The sequence below is a fragment of the Marinomonas ushuaiensis DSM 15871 genome, assembly GCF_000521805.1.
In the GTDB taxonomy this organism is placed as follows: Bacteria; Pseudomonadota; Gammaproteobacteria; order Pseudomonadales; family Marinomonadaceae; genus Marinomonas; species Marinomonas ushuaiensis.
Genome location: NZ_JAMB01000001.1, coordinates 86145 through 99767 on the forward strand (window position 1 = coordinate 86145; position 13623 = coordinate 99767).

Sequence of the window (13623 nt, forward strand, 5' to 3'; positions counted from 1 at the left end):
CATTATAGCGACCCGTATTTTTTGCGTAGGTGCTGACGCACAGTTTCAGCGATCGTATTCACTATGAAAGTGAAAATGAAGAGCACAAACGCTGCCAAGAATAGAATTCGATAATGTGAACTTCCTACTTCGGATTCAGGTACTTCAACCGCCAAGTTAGCCGCCAAGGTGCGCATGCCTTCGAAGATATTGAAGTCCATAATTGGCGTATTACCTGTCGCCATAAGAACAATCATGGTTTCACCTACCGCACGACCCATACCAATCATCACGGCTGAGAAAATACCTGGGCTCGCGGTTGGTAATACCACACGAGTCATGGTTTGCCAGTACGTTGCACCCAAGGCTAAAGAGCCTTGCGTTAACGCTTTTGGCACACTGAATATCGCATCTTCGGTAATAGAGAAAATGGTTGGGATAACCGCAAAGCCCATAGCAAAACCAACCACTAGCGCGTTACGTTGGTCAAAAGTAATGCCTAAATCATGAGTGATATAGCCACGAATATTGCCGCCAAAGAAGCTCAATTCGATAATCGGACTCAGCGCTAGACAAAACCAAGCAAGGAAAACGATCACGGGAATAAGTAACAAAGGCTGCCAACCTTCTGGTACCAACCAGCGAATGTTCTGTGGAAGGCGCGACCAAAGATAAGCAAACAGAAGAATTCCAACCGGTAAAACAACCAAAATACTAAAAGTTGCCGCTAAGTTTTCTTCTAAGAAGGGCGCAAAGAATAAGCCAGCCAAGAAACCCAAGATAACCGTAGGTAAGGCTTCCATTAATTCGATAACCGGTTTGATTTTGCGACGTAGCGCTGGTGCCATGAAGTACGCGGTATAAATTGCACCACAAATCGCTAATGGCACTGCCATTAACATGGCGTAGAAAGCCGCTTTTAATGTACCAAATACCAGAGGCATCAAGCTGTATTTAGGTTCAAAGTCATTACTCGCAGAAGAAGACTGCCAAGTATAAGTAGGTTCAGGATAGTTTTCGTACCAAACCTTACCCCATATTGAAGACCAGGACACCTCAGGATGCTCATTATCAACATGGTAAAAATGCAAGCCTTTACCATCTTCTAATAATAGTCCATTAGCACGAGGTGAAAAGCTGATTAAACGAGCGGTTTCATCACTCAACCTTTCATCAATGACTTTTCGAGTAGACGTTGCGTTGTATATAACAACCAAACCACGTTCATCCAGTGTTGCGAATCCTTTACGACGCTGTTCCATAGCCAAATCAACTAAGGCAACAGGCTGTTTTACGTCTCGAATAAAGTGTAATTTTTCTTCATTCGTTTCTTCATCACGAACATTAAACCACTGGCTCACACGACCCGAAGAATCGGCCACCATAACAGAGGACTTACCCACTAAATAGCTCATTGATACAAGCTTTCTGTTCTCAGAAAGTAAGGCGATATTATCTTTCAGACTGATGTTATCGAAGTCACGTAAATCAAATTCGTTCAGTTCACCGGATTTTGTCACCAGGTACAACGAACGCTGATTTCCACTGATCAATAAGCTTTTTGTATCAGCAATAAATGGAATCGCTTCACGCTGTTCCGTCAATTCTACTTCTTCGGTGATAAAGTTAACGTCTCTGGTTACCTTCAACACTGACGTTTGAGAATCACCCGATGCAGCAATCGTTAAGCCGTCTTCACTATTGCGAATCGCCAGTTTTTCAATAGCAAAATCAGCGACGTTTATCGCCTCTTCGCCATAAGGGTACTCGACAAAAGGCGTAATTTGACGTTTGCCATCAGGATAAGAAATACGATAGCTATGCTGATTAATCAAAACTTTACCGTCAGCGTAACCAAATGCCAATAAACGACTCGTATCAGATTCCACAGTAAAGCTGGTTACTGCCTCTGCACGGGGATTTTCTATTGTCTCAATGACAGAACCACTCTCGATAGAAAAAAATACGATTGAGCCATTGCTGGCAACACGCATACCTATCTCAGATTGCTCTTCCGTTGCTAAATAAAGGCTTTTACCTTCATTCTGTGCAGGCAAAGAATAACTTGCCCTAGGATCAATAGAAGCACCAGAAAATAAGGGTGCGACTTCATAAAGGAGATAGAAACAGATCAGAAGTACAGCAAGGATTACACTGCTTCCTCCGATGGCAATGCCCATTCCAGCCATACGGTCTTTCAGGGCGCGAACTTTGCGATGACGCTTCAAAGCTGGCGTATTGAAATCCAGTTCTGGCATCTGATGGTCAGTCGATTTAGTCATCCGAATTCATCTTTGTTGTGTGACAATTTTATGACACTGTGAGAGAAGTGAAAAGCAGGAGAGCGTTACGCTGTCCTGCTTTAAAGTAAATCGCCAGTATCGCCAAGCTAACTTAGTTAATACCTAATGTTTTCAAGTATTTATCAGCAACTTTAGCTGGTAGAGGAACATAACCGTCTTTTACAACAACCTCTTGACCCATTTTCGAAAGAACCATTTTAACGAATTCACGCTGTAATGGCTCAAGTGGCTTGTTAGGTGCTTTATTTACGTAAACGTAAAGGAAGCGAGACAGTGGGTATTTACCGGTAGCTGCGTTCTCTGGAGTCGCTGCAACGAATGCGTCACCTTCTTTTTTCGACAATGGTAAAGCACGTACAGAAGACGTTGTGTAACCAATACCAGAATAACCAATACTGTTAAGCGACGTAGAAACAGATTGAACAACAGAAGCTGAACCAGGTTGCTCGTTTACACTGTTTTTGAAATCACCTTTAAAAAGAGCATTGTCTTTAAAGTAACCATAAGTGCCAGATACAGAGTTACGGCCAAATAATTGCACATCACGGTTAGCCCAAGCACCAGTTAAACCGGCTTTACCCCAGTTTGTGATGTCTTCACTATGGCCACCTCGACGAGTCGAAGAGAAAATCGCATCAACTTCTGGAAGAGACAAACCTTTGACTGGGTTATCTTTATGTACAAAAACCGCTAGCGCATCAATAGCCACTGGTACCGCTGTAGGCTTATAACCGTATCTTTTTTCAAATGCTGCGATTTCTTTGTCTTTCATTGCACGAGACATAGGACCAAAGTTAGATGTACCTTCCGTCAACGCTGGTGGCGCAGTAGAAGAGCCCGCTGCTTGTATTTGGATGTTTACATTTGGGTATAGACGTTTGAAATCTTCAGCCCACAAGGTCATCAAATTCGCTAACGTATCAGAACCAACACTTGAAATATTTCCAGAAACGCCACTTGATTTCGTGTAAGAAATCAAACCGGAATCAACGTCTGCAACAGCGTTAACAGAAACGCCCATTGCTGCAGCTACTGCTAAACTTGCAACTAGTTTTTTCATCACATAAACCCCAATGGTTATAGTCAAAAATTAATGAGCAAATGCTCATAGCTCGTTCGATGGGGTTACTATAAAAAAGGGATGTGACAATATTGTTACATAGCGAAATATTTTGGAAAGAATATCCAAATAATTTTTTGGGGCCTAGTCTAATGCGAGGTGAAAGATGCATACTCTTAATTACTCAATTTATGAGAAAATGACAGGTATGCATAAAATGTTTTTTAATAGACTTCATTAACCTATTATTTTTGTTTAGGTTTCTAATGTTTTTTACAATCAATACCTTAAAACTAAATCTCAAACTGCATCTTTAGATACACCATTTTGCACTCTTAATATATCAGCCATGATAGCGAGTGCAATTTCGGCGGGCGCTTTACTGCCAAGGTTTAACCCTATCGGCATAACAATTCTATTTATTTCTTCATCATTCAAACCACCGATGCGTTTTAATCGCTCGGCTCGTTTATGGGACGTACGAACAGAACCCATCACACCTAAATAAAAAGCCGATGTTTTCACGGCATCAATCATCGAGACATCATCGATTCTCGGATCATGAGTCAAAGCAACAATGGCCGTGTTGAAATGAATGTGGTTAGTGTCGGAAATATAACTGGCGGGGAAAACAGATTCGAGCTGTACAAGAGGCACATTCCAGCCCAAGAACGCGTTTTCTCGGTGATCACAAACGACGACCTGAAAGCCCATCATTTGTGCATATTGAGCACAAAATGGCGTAACGGAAGAGTTGCCGACGATAATGAGCCTTGCGGTAGGACCAACACGAATACGAATACAATTCATTGATTCATCTAGTTCAACAGCTAAACCCTTTCCATTATCTTTCATAAAACGACGAGTCTGGGAGTCCAAGTCGATTATTCTAATATTCGGAGTTTGCCCCATTAAAATAGTCAGTAATTGCTCAATGTATTGAATGTTGTCTTCATTTGAAGGCAAATATTCCACCAATACATTAAGCTGGCCACCGCAAGGCAAGATCACTTGTGATCTTTCATTATCATCCGCCATGCCATAGTGAATCTGTTGTATAGATTCACTAAACTCACCTTTCTGTAATCGATCAAGAAAGTCTTCTTCTACACAACCACCGGACAGTGATCCTATATGAAGACCTGAATCACAAGTCGCCATCATAGCGCCAGGTGCTCGAGGAGAAGACCCGAAAGTGCTTAGTACGGTACATAACCATACAGAGCGACCTTCTTGCTGCCACTTCAACGCTTGTTCAACCACTTGTAAATCAAGGTGCAGCACTAAAAGCCTCCTAAGTACTTAAAGACCTTAAGGACTTTAGCAAGCTTTATCACTGCGTAACAATACACAAAATACAAACCATCTAAATACACCTTTATACACATGGCCTGTGACCTTGGTAGCTGTTCAATTACGTGAGAGAAGTAAAATAATCAATAACCTCATCACGCATCACGACATCACCATATTTGCTATCAATATCAAAAAGATTCGCTTCATGGGGGTCAGGATGTCGGTCTCCAACACAGTCACGGGCGACTATGGTGCGAAAACCGTGTTGCATGGCGTCCACGGCTGACGCTCGGATACAACCACTGGTCGAACAGCCGATTAAAATAACCGTATCCACACCCATTGCTGTAAGCGTCGCCGCTAGGCTTGTACCAAAAAATGCACTTGCGTATTGCTTGGTTAATACCAACTCGCTTTCGTGAGGTGCCACTTCTGGGCAAAACTCAGCAAAGGGATTACCCGCCACCATCGCCTTCATGACCGGTGCTTTTTTCAACCAAACACCACCATCAATAAAGCTTGGATGGTAAAGAATGTTGGTATGAATAACCGGCACATTACACTGTCTCGCTTTTTCCAAAAGCTGAGGTGACGCTTTCACAGCGGACACCACACCTTCAGCATACAATGGTGATGATGTATCTGTGTAGCCTTTCATAAAATCAATAGAAATTACGACCGGCTTTTTACCAAATCCAATGCGTGAATCCCACACACCTTCATAATTATTTTGTAAATTATCACTCATCTAATGAATCCTTGTATTAACACCTGCCGTTAATAAGCACCAGACAACAAGGCACCAGCACCCGGAACAACCGTTTCTAAATTAAGCGATTTCAGCATAGCGTAAGTCGTTGCTACCGCAGCAGTAACCACTGGCTTGCCTGTTAATGCTTCTACTTTAGCGATCGCCCCTAAAGATGGCATTTGCACACACGCAGACAACACGATCACATCTACGTCGCTGTAATCTAATTTGGCCACGATGTCTGGTAATTTATTAAAATCGTGACGGCCTACATCTAAGTTATCGGCTATCTCAAGTGCGATGTGATCAGAGACTTCAAAACCTTCCTCAGAAATATAATCCACAACCAACTGAGTTAGCGGTTTCATATAAGGCGCGACTAAAGCAATTCGTTTCGCTTTCATTATATGCAAAGCATCAACCAAAGCGCCGGCACTGGTAATAACAGGGGCATTACCACCGTTTTCTTTAGTATGAGATGTTAAACGTTTTTCTGATACACGATGATAGCCAATTCCCATCGCCATAATGGCGACTAAACAAGCGTAACCGAGTACATCAACACGAGCATCACTTAACTCTACTGCGCAACGGTCTGATTCAGCATCCATTGCAGCGAGCTCTTCCTTAACCACTTTTTTCATTCGCATACGGCTAGAATGAAACGTAAAACGATCTTCTGGAAAAATAGCTTGTCTGGCCATCAACATAGCCGGTATTTCTGTTTCCATTGTGGTATTTGAACTAGGAACGATTTGTCCAATACGATATAAATTCGTCATAATGACCTCAGGGAATTAAATAATGTTAGATTCAGTTAACGCAGCAAAGAAACCATCAAAGTCATCCCACGGAATCATATGACCTGCGTCCATTACGTGATGAATAGATAACTCAGGTATTAAGCTGGCTATTTCTTCTTCATCTTCAGACTGAATAACGCCTCCTTTCCCAGCCACCATCAGTACAACAGGCACTGAAATCCCCGGTAAATCTTTATGGAAATCATCATCATGAAAATCGTTGAAGGCTTTCACTATCGCGGGCGAATAGCAGGTATGCAACCATTCAGCACGAAGCTGACGCTGCTCTTCTGTCCAAGTAGGACAAAAAGACAGCATGTCTTCTGCGCTCATACCTTCCTGAGATTGTTTAATTGAATCCACATACCATGGAAGTTTACTTGGATAGGCTCTGCGACTAGGACCCGATACTGGCGGATCAACCAAAACAGCATTACTCACACCCGTTAATCCACGTGCTAATGCACGCGTAATAAAGCGCGCCCCCATAGAATGACCTAATACAACAAAGTCTTTAAAATCCAAGGCTTTTGCGAATTCAACAATGTCATCGGCACACGTGTCTGCGTCATAAAGTAGCTCTGGACCAGTAGAGGACAAACCTCTGCCTCGCGCATCCAACACATAAGTATCAAAGTGTTCTGCTAAACCCTCTGCCACGAATCCCCAAGTAATCGCAGGACTAGTAATACCAGGAATAAGTAACAACACAGGTTGAGCCGTGTCTTTCTTACCATACCTCAAATAATGCTGGCGGATGCCATTGGCGTTAACATGGGCTCCGTATCGGTAATAGCTCATATAATCTCCTACTTACTTATGTTTTTTAAAGGTTCGCTATATAAGTCATAACCAAAACACCAAGCAGGATCCTCTTGTGTACGTAACCAAGTATTCGCATTGGAAGTGGCTTGAACACGTGTCGCTCGGTCTTTTCGGTTAGCTTCATAAAGCTCAAAGGCTGTTTCAAAATCCGTTAAACCAACTTCTTCAATACAGCGTACTAACATAGCCGCATCTTCAATCGCCATCGCAGCACCTTGTGCCATGTGAGGCTTCATTGGGTGACAAGCATCGCCAAGCAGTACCATGCGGTTTCTGCGCCATAACGGTAAAGGGTTACGATTTTTCAGTGGCCATTTAGTAACAGACTCTGTCGCATCAATTAACGCTTGTACGGTTCCATGGTAACCATCAAACGCTTCACGCATTTCTTCGCGGCTACTGTCCACAAAAGAAGCGTTACTGTTCCAATCAGGATCAGGCACACCGGTTACATAATAATATTCATCACGGCGACCAGTTGTGTAATACACCATCATATGGCGATCTTCTGTCCACCATTTAATGCAATCTTCAAAATCATGATCAAATTTAGCCAACTGTTCGCCCGTGATCAACGCTCGGTGCGCAACCCAACCACTGTACGTTGGCTCTTCTTTACCCAGTAAATTCTCACGTACCATCGAATTGATACCATCCGCACCAATAACAAAATCCGCTTTCGCTTCTGTACCGTCTGCAAATGTCATCAAGACTTCATTGCCTGTATCTTCGATTGACTCTAGGTGTTTATTGAAAATGACATCTTTTTCATCAAGTGGCGATAACATCACATCATGTAAGTCGCCGCGATGGACGGTGACATAGGCGGCGCCGTATTCTTTAAGGGCAAATTCACCTAATGGAATACGTGACATGTACTCTCCAGTCAGTCCATCACGACTAAACCAGTAATCAGGATGTGAAGACATAAGGCTAACTTTCTCTTCGATTCCCATTTTTCTGAAAATCTTCATTACATTAGGCCCCATATGAATACCAGCCCCTAATCGAGAAAATCGAGGCGCCCTTTCATATACGGTAACGTCAAAACCAGCCTGCTTTAAAAGTACAGCAACCGCTGCGCCTCCGAGGCCCGCTCCAATAATGGCAAAACGTTTTTTACTACTCATTCGATACCCTCAAAATTAAAATACAAAAGACATTTATAATGTATACACTATAATTTTTTACATTAAAAGCCAAACTTATGTTTTTAAAACTACAAAATACTGCTATAAATTAGCCATAACGTTAAATGATAGTGTTTTCAAACAAACCAATTAATAACGTATGCACTATATAAAAGCACAATAATCAAGCTTGCCCATCTATAGGGCTTACTCGTCAATCAAAGGAGAATCAAAGTGCCTGTTAGCGATAATCAATTAGTAGAAATGTTCGAACACGTCCTAACCCTCTCTAAGGTAACGTCATCAGAAAGTGTGGCTATTCTTAAAAGTCACTACTCAAACCCTAGAATTGTCGATGCGGCTTTTAATGCTGCTCAACGCTTAGGCGCTAAAGTATATGGTGTAGAACTTCCCGCTCTTAACCCACCTAAAGCCATGGGTAACGACATGACAGCGTATTGCGGCGACACGCCTTTAACAGGAAATAAAGCCGCACAAACCGCCCTAGAAGCCGCCGATTTAATTGTTGATACAATGATGCTTCTGCATTCACCAGAACAAGAGCAAATCCTTAAAACAGGAACTCGAATTCTATTAGCCGTCGAACCTCCTGAAGTATTGGCTAGAATTCTGCCAACCTTAGAAGACAAACGCCGTGTCGTCGCCGCTGAAAAAGTATTGAAAACAGCCAAGAAGATGAGAGTCACCTCGGCCGCAGGCAGTGACTTCACAATGGCATTGGGCGACTATCCTACCGTCACAGAATACGGCTTTGCCGACGAACCGGGACGCTGGGATCACTGGCCAAGCGGTTTCTTATTCAGCTGGCCAAATGAAGAAAGTGCGAACGGTAAACTGGTTATTGATATTGGTGACATTTTGCTTCCATTCAAAACCTATTGCCGCGAGTCGATAACGCTAACCATCAAAGACGGCTTTATTACTGACATTACCGGTGGCTTTGAAGCAGAATACCTCCGTGATTACATGGCTTACTTTAATGACCCTGAAGTCTACGGCATCTCTCATGTAGGCTGGGGTTTACAACCAAGAGCGCAATGGACGGCGATGGGACTGCATGATAAAAACGATGGTATGTGTATGGATGCCAGAGCATTTAATGGTAACTTCCTCTTCTCTACAGGGCCAAATACGGAAGTCGGTGGCACGCGTAAAACACCGTGCCACATGGACATCCCTTTAAGGAATTGCACCATCACGCTGGATGATGAGATTGTCGTCGTTAACGCCGGAGAAGTTGTTTTCCCTAACACTCCTAGCGAATAGAAAACCAACTCAATCAAAAAACCTAAGTAGCGAAACAAGATACTTAGGTTTTTTTATGCACCACTTTTATACATTAACTTTTTATACTGAAGACTCCCACCATGCCTTCGCTTCTAATGGCGTATCAATATCAAGTACAACGCCGGGGTCATCGACCTCTACAAACTCAGTTTTCGATTTAAACTGCTTCAATATTTGTTTACCGCCATCATCACCTGATAATGAAAGAAATTTCGACCAAAACGCTCGACCAATCCAAACAGGATGACCCGCAACACCGTTATAAGTCGGCCGTATAATATGAGAAGCGGTCGCTTTTGCTTTTAACGCAGTCATTGTCGACACTTGAATAGCGGGCATATCGGCTAGATAAATAGCTATCGCAGGCGCATCGTAATAATGAGGCTCACGAGTCACATACCCAAATAAATCATTTAAGCTCGAGCCTAGCCCAGAAATTGCATTGTCAGCGACAAGAATAGAAACAGGAGATGAAAGGTCAGGTGTTATGCTCGTGTCAGAAGTCACAACCAAAATATCAGCAATGGCGTGAGCGTTAACAAGTTGATCCAAGGTAAATTGGATCATCGTTCGTCCGTCAGGTAAGCGATGGGAGCGCTTATCTGATCCAAAGCGACGCGATGAACCAGCAGCCATCACAGCCACTGGCAATCGATCAGCCAACATAAGATTCGAACATCATATGATTAAACAGAAAGATAATTCCTACGCACATCTTCATTGGCGTCCAACTCTTCCATCGTTCCTTCAAAGCGTACATGTCCATTTTCTAATACATAAGCACGGTCACAAACTAAGTCTGCAAACTGTAGGTTTTGCTCAGAGAGTAAAATGGTTAGGCCCTGTTTTTTAAGAGCCATGATCATATTGGCCATTTGCTCAACGATAACTGGCGCAACCCCTTCCGAAGGTTCATCCAGTAGTACCAAGTAAGGATTCCCCATCAGAGTACGAGATACGGTTAACATCTGTTGCTCACCACCACTCATATTACCGCCCGGTCGATGCGGCATTTCACCTAAATTAGGAAACAACTCAAATAACTTCTCTGCCGTCCAATAAGGTGCACCCTCTCGTTCCGCTTGTGAACCTACTTCTAAATTTTCTAACACGGTAAGATCGGTAAATACGCGTCGATCTTCTGGTACAAACCCCATCCCCATTTTAGAGATAACGTGAGGAGGACTTTTAGCAATGGCGTTCCCCATAAAGCTCACTTCACCTTGTGTACGAGACAACATGCCCATAATGGCTTTCATTGTGGTGGATTTACCCGCCCCATTTCGTCCCATTAAAGCAACCACTTCACCTTTTCGAACCTTTAGATCAACATCAAATAAAATATGAGCGCGACCATAAAAGGCATTCAACCCATTAACTTCTAGAATTGTTTCTTGCATAACATCACCTTTTTAAGCCGCTTCGAATGATTTGCCACTGCCAAAATACACTTCCCGCACTTTGGGGTCGTTTCTAATGTCTTCTGCTCCACCATCGGCGATTAACTCGCCTCGGGCGAATACAATCATGCGATCTGCGTGCTCAAACACGACGTCCATGCTGTGTTCGGTAAACAGCACAGAAAGGTTTCTGTCTATCACCATTTTCTTCACTAGCATGACTAACTGGTTTCTTTCTTTTGGCGCCATGCCAGCCGTTGGCTCATCCATTAGTAATAATTTAGGGTCATGAGCCAGCGCCATTGCGAGCTCCACCCTTTTAACATCACCATAGGCAAGCACACTACACGCTCTATCGGCTTGATCGGCCATACCGACTTGATCCAAAAGCACTAAGGCTTCTTCTTTGTAATAAGACGCCGCAGGCGTCCACAAACGGAATAATTTTTTATCGCGAGACAAAAGCACCATCTGTAGATTTTCGAGCACTGTTAAAGAGCCAAACGTGGCGGATATTTGAAAAGTACGACCCACACCCTCGTTCCATATTTGGCGAGGATGACGCCCTACTAGCTCAACACCTTCCAACTTAATCGAACCTGAGTCTGGCTTAAGCTGGCCATTTAGCATATTAAAACAAGTCGACTTACCTGCGCCATTTGGTCCTAATAATGCCAACAGTTGCCCGCGAGGCAGCTCAAAGGACACATTGTTAATCGCTTTCACGCCACCAAACGCTTTATTAATGTTATTTATGGTTAATAAGCTCATTTGGACGCCTCCACTTTCTTAGTTTGCAACGGTCTATGGTGCTTAATCCATTGCCAAAGGTGAGATAGCGTTCCCACAATACCGGCAGGGAATATCAATACGATCAATAAAATGATCATACCCAATACTGCTTTCCAGTAATCTGTTTCTCGAGCGACAGAGTCATGCAACCAAGTGAAAATACTAGCGCCAACAATAGGGCCAAATAAGGTCTGAACACCACCCAATAACACCATGACTAGACCGTCGATAGATCGACCGACACCAATGGCTTCAGGTGAAATGCCCCCTTTTGAAAAAACGTATACCGCACCCGCAATACCGCCAAATAGGCCTGCGACAACAAAGGCAACCCATTGGACACGTTTCACATCAACACCAATAGCATCAGCACGCAAAGAAGAGTCGCGAGCCGCTCGTATCGCAAGACCAAATGGTGCGAATAAAATACGACGTAATATCAAAATACCCGCAAGCATAATGGATAAGGTTAGGTAATAAAGTGCTGTTGTAGATGAGAGCCAATCAGATGGCCAAACACCAAAGATACCGTTACTACCGCCTGTTACATCGTCCCACTGATACACAATAGACCAAACTATTTGAGCAAAGGCGAAGGTCAACATAGCTAAATAAACACCGCTTAAACGCACAGAGAACCAACCAAAAACCAATGCACCTAGTACCGCCAATAAAGGCCCAGCAATCAGAGCTAGCTCCATCGGTAACTTCCAAGTCACAACTAATATAGCCGCACCATAAGCACCCAAGCCAAAGTAAGCCGCATGACCAAAGGAGTGCATTCCGCCTGGTCCCATTACAAAGTGCAAGCTTGCTGCGAACAACACCGCAATAAAGATTTCTACTAAGATGATTTGAGCATAAGGGAAGGTTTCTTCAAAAACAGGCACAAGCACTAAAGCCAGCACTAACGCAGCAGTACACCATTTAAAGATAGGTAAAGAAGGGCGCAATGGTGGCTCAGCAGAGTGATCATTACGCGCTGTCGCTTGTGGCTTACCTAATAAACCCCAAGGACGGATAACTAAAATAATGGCCATGATTAAAAACTCGGCAACCAATGTCATTTTAGACATAGGAAAATCAATGCCAAAAATGTGTATGGTACCTAGAGCAATACATAACGCTTTAACTTCAGCAATCAGTAATGCCGCTAAGAAGGCTCCGGGAATAGACCCCATACCACCAACAACCACAACCACAAATGCGGTGCCAATAGATTCTAAATCTAACGCTAAATTAGCGGGAATTCTTGGCTCTTGTAGAGCACCACCCAAACCAGCGAGAAAACAACCTAAGGCAAATACACTGGTAAACAACCAAGCTTGATTGACACCCAGTGTTGATACCATTTCACGATCTTGTGTCGCCGCACGAATCAATACACCCCAACGTGTTTTGTTCAACAACAACCACAAAATACCTAATACAGCGGGTCCAATAACAATCATCACAAGATTATACTGAGGGAAATTTCTACCAAGTATCTCGATAGACCCTGTTAATCCTGGTGCGCGAGGTCCAAATAAATCTTCTGGCCCCCAAATAAAAAGCGCTAAATCTTGTAAAATCAGAACAAGGGAGAAAGTCGCCAATAACTGAAATAGTTCTGGAGCACGATACACTCGTCTCAATATAACGATTTCGATGAGAGCCCCTAATAAGGCCACCATCAAGGAGGACAAAATAATGGCCACCCAAAATCCACCAACGGACTCGCCCATGTGACTAACAAAGGTGTACGCAACATACACACCTAACATATAGAACGAACCATGAGCAAAGTTCATAATTCGCGTCACACCAAAAATAAGTGACAAGCCAGATGCTACTAAAAACAGTGACGAAGCATCAACTAAGCCATTTAGTAACTGAACTAAAAGTCCCGATAAGGTCATAAATATTTCCTTCTACTGTTTTCTTAATACATATTTCAGAAAACAACATCTAATAAGCTACGAACAGCTATAAACTAA

The 13623-nt window shown here is 43.1% G+C and carries 12 protein-coding genes; 1 reads left to right on the forward strand and 11 read right to left on the reverse strand.

Annotated features, from left to right (window positions below):
- Positions 1–2 precede the first annotated feature (2 nt).
- The 7 genes from MUS1_RS00360 to MUS1_RS00390 form a co-directional block, all read right to left on the reverse strand.
- On the reverse strand, positions 3–2261 hold the full coding sequence (locus tag MUS1_RS00360; RefSeq protein WP_036157518.1) for an ABC transporter permease subunit: 2259 nt from the start codon (positions 2259–2261) through the stop codon (positions 3–5).
- A 112-nt stretch (positions 2262–2373) separates the two neighbouring features.
- Complete coding sequence (locus MUS1_RS00365; protein WP_036157521.1) at positions 2374–3342, reverse strand: PstS family phosphate ABC transporter substrate-binding protein; 969 nt, start codon at positions 3340–3342, stop codon at positions 2374–2376.
- A gap of 300 nt (positions 3343–3642) precedes the next feature.
- Entirely contained in the window at positions 3643–4626 is a 984-nt protein-coding gene (locus MUS1_RS00370) for an XdhC family protein (protein WP_036157524.1), read from the reverse strand.
- Positions 4627–4756: 130 nt separating this feature from the next.
- Complete coding sequence (locus tag MUS1_RS00375) at positions 4757–5386, reverse strand: N-carbamoylsarcosine amidohydrolase (RefSeq protein WP_036157527.1); 630 nt, start codon at positions 5384–5386, stop codon at positions 4757–4759.
- A gap of 29 nt (positions 5387–5415) precedes the next feature.
- Positions 5416–6171: a maleate cis-trans isomerase family protein gene (locus MUS1_RS00380; RefSeq protein ID WP_036157530.1), complete on the reverse strand. Its 756-nt coding sequence runs from the start codon at positions 6169–6171 to the stop codon at positions 5416–5418.
- Between the two features lie 15 nt (positions 6172–6186).
- On the reverse strand, positions 6187–6993 hold the full coding sequence (locus MUS1_RS00385; protein ID WP_036157532.1) for an alpha/beta fold hydrolase: 807 nt from the start codon (positions 6991–6993) through the stop codon (positions 6187–6189).
- A gap of 8 nt (positions 6994–7001) precedes the next feature.
- Positions 7002–8147 carry an FAD-dependent monooxygenase gene (locus tag MUS1_RS00390; RefSeq protein WP_036157535.1) on the reverse strand — a complete coding sequence of 382 codons (1146 nt, stop codon included), beginning with the start codon at positions 8145–8147 and terminating at the stop codon, positions 7002–7004.
- 234 nt (positions 8148–8381) lie between these two features.
- Here MUS1_RS00390 and MUS1_RS00395 point away from each other — a divergent pair, with 234 nt between their 5' ends.
- On the forward strand, positions 8382–9434 hold the full coding sequence (locus MUS1_RS00395) for a 2,5-dihydroxypyridine 5,6-dioxygenase NicX family protein (protein ID WP_036157536.1): 1053 nt from the start codon (positions 8382–8384) through the stop codon (positions 9432–9434).
- An 81-nt stretch (positions 9435–9515) separates the two neighbouring features.
- Here the strand turns inward: MUS1_RS00395 and MUS1_RS00400 are convergent, their stop codons facing one another.
- Genes MUS1_RS00400 through MUS1_RS00415 form a run of 4 tightly spaced genes read right to left on the reverse strand, consistent with a single transcriptional unit; the run spans position 9516 to position 13545 of the window.
- Positions 9516–10121, reverse strand: a complete 606-nt coding sequence (locus tag MUS1_RS00400) for a nucleotidyltransferase family protein (RefSeq protein WP_051436011.1) — start codon at positions 10119–10121, stop codon at positions 9516–9518.
- Between the two features lie 20 nt (positions 10122–10141).
- Positions 10142–10855 (reverse strand): ABC transporter ATP-binding protein, encoded by a 714-nt coding sequence (locus MUS1_RS00405; protein ID WP_036157538.1) that lies wholly within the window; start codon positions 10853–10855, stop codon positions 10142–10144.
- A 12-nt stretch (positions 10856–10867) separates the two neighbouring features.
- Positions 10868–11626, reverse strand: a complete 759-nt coding sequence (locus MUS1_RS00410) for an ABC transporter ATP-binding protein (RefSeq protein WP_036157540.1) — start codon at positions 11624–11626, stop codon at positions 10868–10870.
- Entirely contained in the window at positions 11623–13545 is a 1923-nt protein-coding gene (locus MUS1_RS00415; protein WP_084035503.1) for an ABC transporter permease, read from the reverse strand. The genes MUS1_RS00410 and MUS1_RS00415 overlap by 4 nt, the downstream gene beginning before the upstream one ends.
- Positions 13546–13623 lie beyond the last annotated feature (78 nt).

Excerpts from the sequence above, each read along its gene's own strand:
- MUS1_RS00360 (WP_036157518.1), bottom strand. The coding sequence starts at position 2,261 with ATGACTAAATCGACTGACCATCAGATGCCAGAACTGGATTTCAATACG.
- MUS1_RS00365 (WP_036157521.1), bottom strand. The coding sequence starts at position 3,342 with ATGAAAAAACTAGTTGCAAGTTTAGCAGTAGCTGCAGCAATGGGCGTT.
- MUS1_RS00375 (WP_036157527.1), bottom strand. The coding sequence starts at position 5,386 with ATGAGTGATAATTTACAAAATAATTATGAAGGTGTGTGGGATTCACGC.
- MUS1_RS00380 (WP_036157530.1), bottom strand. The coding sequence starts at position 6,171 with ATGACGAATTTATATCGTATTGGACAAATCGTTCCTAGTTCAAATACC.
- MUS1_RS00385 (WP_036157532.1), bottom strand. The coding sequence starts at position 6,993 with ATGAGCTATTACCGATACGGAGCCCATGTTAACGCCAATGGCATCCGC.
- MUS1_RS00390 (WP_036157535.1), bottom strand. The coding sequence starts at position 8,147 with ATGAGTAGTAAAAAACGTTTTGCCATTATTGGAGCGGGCCTCGGAGGC.
- MUS1_RS00400 (WP_051436011.1), bottom strand. The coding sequence starts at position 10,121 with ATGTTGGCTGATCGATTGCCAGTGGCTGTGATGGCTGCTGGTTCATCG.
- MUS1_RS00405 (WP_036157538.1), bottom strand. The coding sequence starts at position 10,855 with ATGCAAGAAACAATTCTAGAAGTTAATGGGTTGAATGCCTTTTATGGT.
- MUS1_RS00410 (WP_036157540.1), bottom strand. The coding sequence starts at position 11,626 with ATGAGCTTATTAACCATAAATAACATTAATAAAGCGTTTGGTGGCGTG.
- MUS1_RS00415 (WP_084035503.1), bottom strand. The coding sequence starts at position 13,545 with ATGACCTTATCGGGACTTTTAGTTCAGTTACTAAATGGCTTAGTTGAT.